Origin of the sequence: Alcanivorax sp. REN37, assembly GCF_041102775.1 — a bacterium.
GTDB classification, from domain to species: domain Bacteria; phylum Pseudomonadota; class Gammaproteobacteria; order Pseudomonadales; family Alcanivoracaceae; genus Isoalcanivorax; species Isoalcanivorax beigongshangi.
In genome coordinates, this window is the sequence record NZ_JBGCUO010000006.1 from 1 (window position 1) to 5,819 (window position 5,819).

The 5,819-nt window shown below is 53.8% G+C and carries 2 tRNA genes and 3 rRNA genes; all 5 read right to left on the minus strand.

Features of this window, described 5'->3' with window-relative positions:
- Nucleotides 1–209 precede the first annotated feature (209 nt).
- Nucleotides 210–325 (minus strand): 5S ribosomal RNA (gene rrf / locus AB5I84_RS13690).
- Between the two features lie 156 nt (nt 326–481).
- Nucleotides 482–3,370: ribosomal RNA gene (locus AB5I84_RS13695) — 23S ribosomal RNA — on the minus strand.
- Between the two features lie 238 nt (nt 3,371–3,608).
- Nucleotides 3,609–3,684 (minus strand) — tRNA-Ala (locus AB5I84_RS13700).
- 35 nt (nt 3,685–3,719) lie between these two features.
- A tRNA-Ile gene (locus AB5I84_RS13705) sits at nt 3,720–3,796 on the minus strand.
- 317 nt (nt 3,797–4,113) lie between these two features.
- Nucleotides 4,114–5,653: ribosomal RNA gene (locus AB5I84_RS13710) — 16S ribosomal RNA — on the minus strand.
- The 16S, 23S and 5S rRNA genes sit together here with 2 tRNA genes alongside, the layout of an rRNA operon.
- Between the last annotated feature and the right edge of the window lie 166 nt (nt 5,654–5,819).

A 5,819-nucleotide genomic window follows, 5' to 3' on the forward strand; every position in this document is an offset into this window, starting at 1 on the left:
CGCAGACTCATCATCTGTTCTCGTACGAGCACTTTCAGTGAGTGATGGCGTGACGCAGCGGCTGGCACAGAGCGTGCCTTTTTGGGGCGCCGATAAGGGAGAGCATCAGGAAGGAAGCACTTCCAGGGAAAGCCGGCCCGTTGTTGAGCCAGACTTTATTTTCCCCAAAAGCAAAAGGCCGCTCAAAGAGCGGCCTTTTGGGAATAAGTGCCTGACGATGTCCTACTCTCACATGGGGAGGCCCCACACTACCATCGGCGATGCGTCGTTTCACTTCTGAGTTCGGTATGGGATCAGGTGGTTCCAACGCTCTATTGTCGTCAGGCAAACGGGTTTGGCATGCGCCAAATTCGTTCGCCTTGATACTAAGATCAAGACGGTGAAGATAGGGAAGTCGATATGATGCGAGTGTCCGATGTTGCGTCTTTCGGATCTGAATTGCTGCTCGCCACTGCATCCACGAAGGGACGCTTTGGGTTATATGGTCAAGCCTCACGGGCAATTAGTACTGGTTAGCTGCATGCATTACTGCACTTCCACACCCAGCCTATCAACGTGGTGGTCTTCCACGGCCCTTAAGGGGAATCAAGTTCCCAGGGAGATCTAATCTCGAGGGGGGCTTCCCGCTTAGATGCTTTCAGCGGTTATCCCGTCCGAACATAGCTACCCGGCAATGCCACTGGCGTGACAACCGGAACACCAGAGGTTCGTTCACTCCGGTCCTCTCGTACTAGGAGCAACTCCTCTCAAATCTCCAGCGCCCACGGCAGATAGGGACCGAACTGTCTCACGACGTTCTAAACCCAGCTCGCGTACCTCTTTAAATGGCGAACAGCCATACCCTTGGGACCGGCTTCAGCCCCAGGATGAGATGAGCCGACATCGAGGTGCCAAACACCGCCGTCGATATGAACTCTTGGGCGGTATCAGCCTGTTATCCCCGGAGTACCTTTTATCCGTTGAGCGATGGCCCTTCCATACAGAACCACCGGATCACTAAGACCTACTTTCGTACCTGCTCGACTTGTGGGTCTCGCAGTCAAGCACCCTTGTGCCTTTGCACTCACCGCACGATGTCCGACCGTGCTGAGGGTACCTTTGTGCTCCTCCGTTACTCTTTGGGAGGAGACCGCCCCAGTCAAACTACCCACCACACAATGTCCCTGACCCGGATCACGGGCCGAGGTTAGAACCCCAAACATGCCAGGCTGGTATTTCAAGGTTGGCTCCACCGCAACTGGCGTCACGGTTTCAATGCCTCCCAGCTATCCTACACAAGCAGGTTCAGAGTCCACTGTGAAGCTATAGTAAAGGTTCACGGGGTCTTTCCGTCTAGCCGCGGGTACACCGCATCTTCACGGCGATTTCGATTTCACTGAGTCTCGGGTGGAGACAGCGCCCCCATCATTACGCCATTCGTGCAGGTCGGAACTTACCCGACAAGGAATTTCGCTACCTTAGGACCGTTATAGTTACGGCCGCCGTTTACCGGGGCTTCGATCAAGAGCTTCGCTTGCGCTAACCCCATCAATTAACCTTCCGGCACCGGGCAGGCGTCACACCCTATACGTCCACTTTCGTGTTTGCAGAGTGCTGTGTTTTTAATAAACAGTTGCAGGGGCCTTTTCACTGCGGCCGACAGAAGCTTACGGGGCAAGCCCTTCACCTCCACCGGCGTACCTTCTCCCGAAGTTACGGTACAATTTTGCCTAGTTCCTTCACCCGAGTTCTCTCAAGCGCCTTAGAATACTCATCCCAACCACCTGTGTCGGTTTGGGGTACGGTTTCTCGTAACCTGAAGCTTAGAAGTTTTTCCTGGAAGCATGGCATCAACCACTTCCCGGTCACAAAGGACCAGTGGTCTCGACTCTCAGCCTTAGGAACCCGGATTTGCCTAAGTTCCCAGCCTACGGTCTTTCCCCGGGACAACCAACGCCCGGTAGGCATAGCCTTCTCCGTCTCTCCATCGCAGTTACGAGAAGTACGGGAATATTAACCCGTTTCCCATCGGCTACGCTTCTCAGCCTCGCCTTAGGGGCCGACTCACCCTGCGCCGATTAGCGTTGCGCAGGAAACCTTGGTCTTTCGGCGTGGAGGTTTTTCACCCCCATTATCGTTACTCACGTCAGCATTCGCACTTCTGATACCTCCAGCATGCTTCTCAACACACCTTCAACGGCTTACAGAACGCTCCCCTACCCCGCATACTTGTGTATGCAGCCGCAGCTTCGGTATCCAGTTTGAGCCCCGTTACATCTTCCGCGCAGGCCGACTCGACTAGTGAGCTATTACGCTTTCTTTAAAGGGTGGCTGCTTCTAAGCCAACCTCCTAGCTGTCTAAGCCTTCCCACATCGTTTCCCACTTAACTGGATTTAGGGACCTTAGCTGGCGGTCTGGGTTGTGTCCCTCTTGACAACGAACGTTAGCACCCGCTGTCTGTCTCCCGGATAGTACTCACTGGTATTCGGAGTTTGCATCGGGTTGGTAAGCCGGGATGGCCCCCTAGCCGAAACAGTGCTCTACCCCCAGTGGTATTCGTCCGAGGCGCTACCTAAATAGCTTTCGGGGAGAACCAGCTATCTCCGGGCTTGATTAGCCTTTCACTCCGACCCACAGCTCATCCGAATCTTTTTCAACAGATCCCGGTTCGGTCCTCCAGTGCGTGTTACCGCACCTTCAACCTGGCCATGGGTAGATCGCCCGGTTTCGGGTCTAATCCCAGCAACTAGTCGCCCTATTAAGACTCGGTTTCCCTACGGCTCCCCTATTCGGTTAACCTCGCTACTGAAATTAAGTCGCTGACCCATTATACAAAAGGTACGCCGTCACCCCGAAGGGCTCCGACTGCTTGTATGTGCGCGGTTTCAGGTTCTATTTCACTCCCCTCTCCGGGGTTCTTTTCGCCTTTCCCTCACGGTACTGGTTCACTATCGGTCAGCCAGGAGTATTTAGCCTTGGAGGATGGTCCCCCCATATTCAGTCAAGATTTCACGTGTCCCGACCTACTCGTTTTCACTCCCTATTCCCTTTCGCATACGGGGCTATCACCCACTATGGCCGCACTTTCCAGAGCGTTCTGCTAAAAAATAGAGAGCTTAAGGGCTTGTCCCCGTTCGCTCGCCGCTACTGAGGGAATCTCGGTTGATCTCTTTTCCTACGGGTACTTAGATGTTTCAGTTCCCCGCGTTCGCCTCCATGGACCTATGTATTCAGTCCAGGATACCTGTCTTAAGACAGGTGGGTTGCCCCATTCGGAAATCTCCGGATCAAAGGTTGTTTGCTACCTCCCCGAAGCTTATCGCAAGCTACAACGTCCTTCATCGCCTCTGGCTGCCAAGGCATCCACCGCGCACACTTCGTCACTTGACCATATAACCCAAAACATCCAACTCGCGCCGAATGCAAGGGCCATATCCCAAGCAACAATTCAGTTTCGCCGAAAGACACAAGCATCTAAGACACTCACATCTTTCTGACTCGACTTCTCTATCCTCATTGTTAAAGAACCAACACCAGACTCGTCATCATGGTGGGCATATCTTTTCTGGTCTGAAACCAGAAGCAAAAATCCCGCAGGACATTTGATTCTGAATTCACTTTCAGCAAATGGTGGAGCTAAGCGGGATCGAACCGCTGACCTCCTGCGTGCAAGGCAGGCGCTCTCCCAGCTGAGCTATAGCCCCATATCTCAACTTGCTTCCAGATTTGAAATCAAATCTGGTGGGTCTGAGTGGAGTTGAACCACCGACCTCACCCTTATCAGGGGTGCGCTCTAACCAACTGAGCTACAGACCCAATTTCTCAGCTGCACTTTAGCCAACAATCAAACAGACAAACGTGTGGGTTCCTGTCCTGCANGCCGGTAAAAAAACCGGAAACAAATAATCTCGAAAGATCACTTGTTTCCGGCTTCGCCTTGCCGGCCAACAATCAAACAGACAAACGTGTGGGTTCCTGTCCTGCAACCAGGATTCATCGTTAAGGAGGTGATCCAGCCGCAGGTTCCCCTACGGCTACCTTGTTACGACTTCACCCCAGTCATGAACCACACCGTGGTAAGCGCCCTCCCGAAGGTTAGGCTACCTACTTCTGGTGNAACCAGGATTCATCGTTAAGGAGGTGATCCAGCCGCAGGTTCCCCTACGGCTACCTTGTTACGACTTCACCCCAGTCATGAACCACACCGTGGTAAGCGCCCTCCCGAAGGTTAGGCTACCTACTTCTGGTGCAATCCACTCCCATGGTGTGACGGGCGGTGTGTACAAGGCCCGGGAACGTATTCACCGCGACATTCTGATTCGCGATTACTAGCGATTCCGACTTCATGGAGTCGAGTTGCAGACTCCAATCCGGACTACGACCGGTTTTAAGAGATTCGCTCCGCCTCGCGACTTCGCTGCCCTCTGTACCGGCCATTGTAGCACGTGTGTAGCCCTACTCGTAAGGGCCATGATGACTTGACGTCGTCCCCACCTTCCTCCGGTTTGTCACCGGCAGTCTCCCTAGAGTTCTCGGCCGAACCGCTAGCAACTAGGGACAAGGGTTGCGCTCGTTACGGGACTTAACCCAACATCTCACGACACGAGCTGACGACAGCCATGCAGCACCTGTCTCTCAGTTCCCGAAGGCACCAAGGCATCTCTGCCAAGTTCTGAGGATGTCAAGAGTAGGTAAGGTTCTTCGCGTTGCATCGAATTAAACCACATGCTCCACCGCTTGTGCGGGCCCCCGTCAATTCATTTGAGTTTTAACCTTGCGGCCGTACTCCCCAGGCGGTCTACTTATCGCGTTAGCTGCGCCACCAACAATACAAGATCGCCGACGGCTAGTAGACATCGTTTACGGCGTGGACTACCAGGGTATCTAATCCTGTTTGCTCCCCACGCTTTCGCACCTCAGTGTCAGTGTCAGTCCAGGAGGCCGCCTTCGCCACTGGTGTTCCTTCCGATCTCTACGCATTTCACCGCTACACCGGAAATTCCACCTCCCTCTACCGCACTCTAGCCTGGCAGTTTTGAAAGCAATTCCCAGGTTGAGCCCGGGGCTTTCACTCCCAACTTACCAAACCACCTACGCGCGCTTTACGCCCAGTAATTCCGATTAACGCTCGCACCTTTCGTATTACCGCGGCTGCTGGCACGAAATTAGCCGGTGCTTCTTCTGTAGGTAACGTCAAGTACTCCAGGGTATTAACCCAGAGCCTTCCTCCCTACTGAAAGTGCTTTACAACCCTAGGGCCTTCTTCACACACGCGGCATGGCTGGATCAGGGTTTCCCCCATTGTCCAAGATTCCCCACTGCTGCCTCCCGTAGGAGTTCGGGCCGTGTCTCAGTCCCGATGTGGCTGGCCATCCTCTCAGACCAGCTACGGATCGTCGCCTTGGTAGGCCTTTACCCCACCAACTAGCTAATCCGACGCGGGCTCATCCATCTGCGCAAGGTCCGAAGATCCCCTGCTTTCCCCCGTAGGGATTATGCGGTATTAGCTTGAGTTTCCCCAAGTTATCCCCCACAAATGGGTAGATTCCCACGCGTTACTCACCCGTCCGCCGCTCGCCGGCAGAGTGCAAGCACTCCCCGCTGCCGCTCGACTTGCATGTGTTAGGCCTGCCGCCAGCGTTCAATCTGAGCCATGATCAAACTCTTCGGTTAAGAAAAGCTTTTTAAGTGCCTACGCACTAAACATGCTCAGCTCATCGCAAATACACTCAATTGAGTTGAACTTTGCTCTGTCGCTGAATTCTTTCGAATCCACGTACAGAACAGGTCCCACACGTTTGTCTGCCTGATTGTTAAAGAGCGCGACGTTCAATTCACC